Annotated in this window: 2 protein-coding genes; both read left to right on the top strand. The window is 61.1% G+C overall.

Going from position 1 to position 1,660, the window contains the following annotated elements:
• The coding region (locus tag H261_RS22740; RefSeq protein ID WP_161625068.1) for an RNA polymerase sigma factor at nt 1–688 on the top strand (688 nt) is incomplete at its 5' end.
• A gap of 25 nt (nt 689–713) precedes the next feature.
• Nucleotides 714–1,421, top strand: a complete 708-nt coding sequence (locus H261_RS22735; RefSeq protein WP_008622674.1) for an anti-sigma factor — start codon at nt 714–716, stop codon at nt 1,419–1,421.
• The last annotated feature ends 239 nt before the right edge of the window (nt 1,422–1,660 follow it).

Here is a 1,660-nt window from a genome sequence, read left to right as displayed (position 1 = left end):
GTTGGAAACCTTCATAGTCCTGCTTGCCCGAGAATGCCTTTCTCAGAGACTTCTCCGACTTCTTTCTGAGACCAGAGGCGACGTCGGATGGAGAGCTTTCGAGTCATTTTTCGGAGCCGACATCAAACGCATCGTCCGCAGAAGGCTACCCTCGTCGGAGCGAGAGCAGTTCCGGGAGGATTGTTACCAAGAAATATGCCTCGCCCTGATTGCGGATGACTTTAGAAGGATCAAGGCCTATCAGGGACGCGGGAGCTTCGCGGGATTCGTACTCCACGCAACGGACAGGCTCCTCATCGATCACATCCGCCACGAACTGTCCGGAAGGCCTCGAACGGAGGAAGGCGACAGGTCCCCGATGCGATCAGCCTTGCCAATTGACGCCATCGGAGAAATCGCATCGGAAGATCCGACGCCCGAGGGGGAACTGCTCGCCATCGAAAGCGAGCGCATGCTCGCAGTCGCGGGGGATGTGCTGAAGCGCTGCGCCGAAACCCTCACCGAAGTCGAGCGGCTTTATGTCAAGATTGCCCTGACCAGCGGGGAGACCGTTCCCGCGCGGGAAGTCGCCCGCCTTATGCGCCGCCCGGTCAGCGAAGTCTACAAACTCAAGCAGCGGGTCATGTCAAGGCTAAGGGAAAACCTGAACGATCATCCCGCGGTCAAAAACTGGAGGGCGTCCGTCTGATGTTCGGACGAGGAGACGACAGAAAGTGAGCGACCACCCCCTCCACGACTTGTTCGAACGCCTCTTCGGCGAGGATATCGACGAATCCGTCCGCAACGACGGAAACGAAAAATGGTCTCTGACGAAGCACCGGCTCTCGACCGACCTCGACGCCGCCAGGACACCGCCCAGGACGATGGACGGAACGTCGGAGGACGCCGCCCTCATCGCCTCCTATCTCGACGGAGAACTCGAATCTCCTCGGCTCGCGGAATTCCACGCTAGGCTGGCCGACGACCCTTCATTCTTCGAGGAAGTTTCCGCGGCGGAATCTTTCGCGACAGCTATGGAAGCCTCGCGATCTACCGTTCCGCCGGTTCTCATCGCCTCCGCGCTGGCGGCACTATCGGGGAACGGCGTCCGCGCGAACCCCGCCGGGCGAAAGCCCATCCGCTGGACGTGGGCGGCGATCGCCTTCGCCATGGCGACGGCGGCCATCATCACCATCCTGACATTGGTGCCTCGGCACGCGCCGACTGACCCTAACGCCGCCATGACGGCAGGAAACGCCCCGAAGGTCGACTCCGCGATCGAACCGAAGAAAAGCGATCCCCCAGCTCTCGCCGGAGAGAAAAGGAAACCGGACGGCATGCTTCCGGCTTCCTCGGAGGAAAAGATGCCGACGCAAGGCAAGGCTTCGCTCGCGCCGACCGGGGCTGCGGATTCAACAGCGATGCCTGAACGAAGCCGATAGCGTCCATCCTACGGCCCACACGTCCGCAGATGATGTTTCTTGCTCGACGTCGCGACTAACGAGGGGTCGATTCCTCGTCGTCCAGTTCAATCATGTCATCTCCGCAGATTTAGCGGATCGACGCGATGACGGCAGGAGCCGCCCTGAAGGTCGGCTCCGCGATCGAACCGACGAAAAGCGATCCCCCCGACTCTCGCCGGAGAAAGCGCGACGCTTGGAAAGACGGCGTTTGACGGTGC

The organism is Paramagnetospirillum caucaseum, from assembly GCF_000342045.1.
Taxonomy (GTDB): domain Bacteria; phylum Pseudomonadota; class Alphaproteobacteria; order Rhodospirillales; family Magnetospirillaceae; genus Phaeospirillum; species Phaeospirillum caucaseum.
The sequence above is the reverse complement of the archived record's forward strand: the minus strand, read 5'-3'. Positions and strand labels throughout refer to the sequence as shown.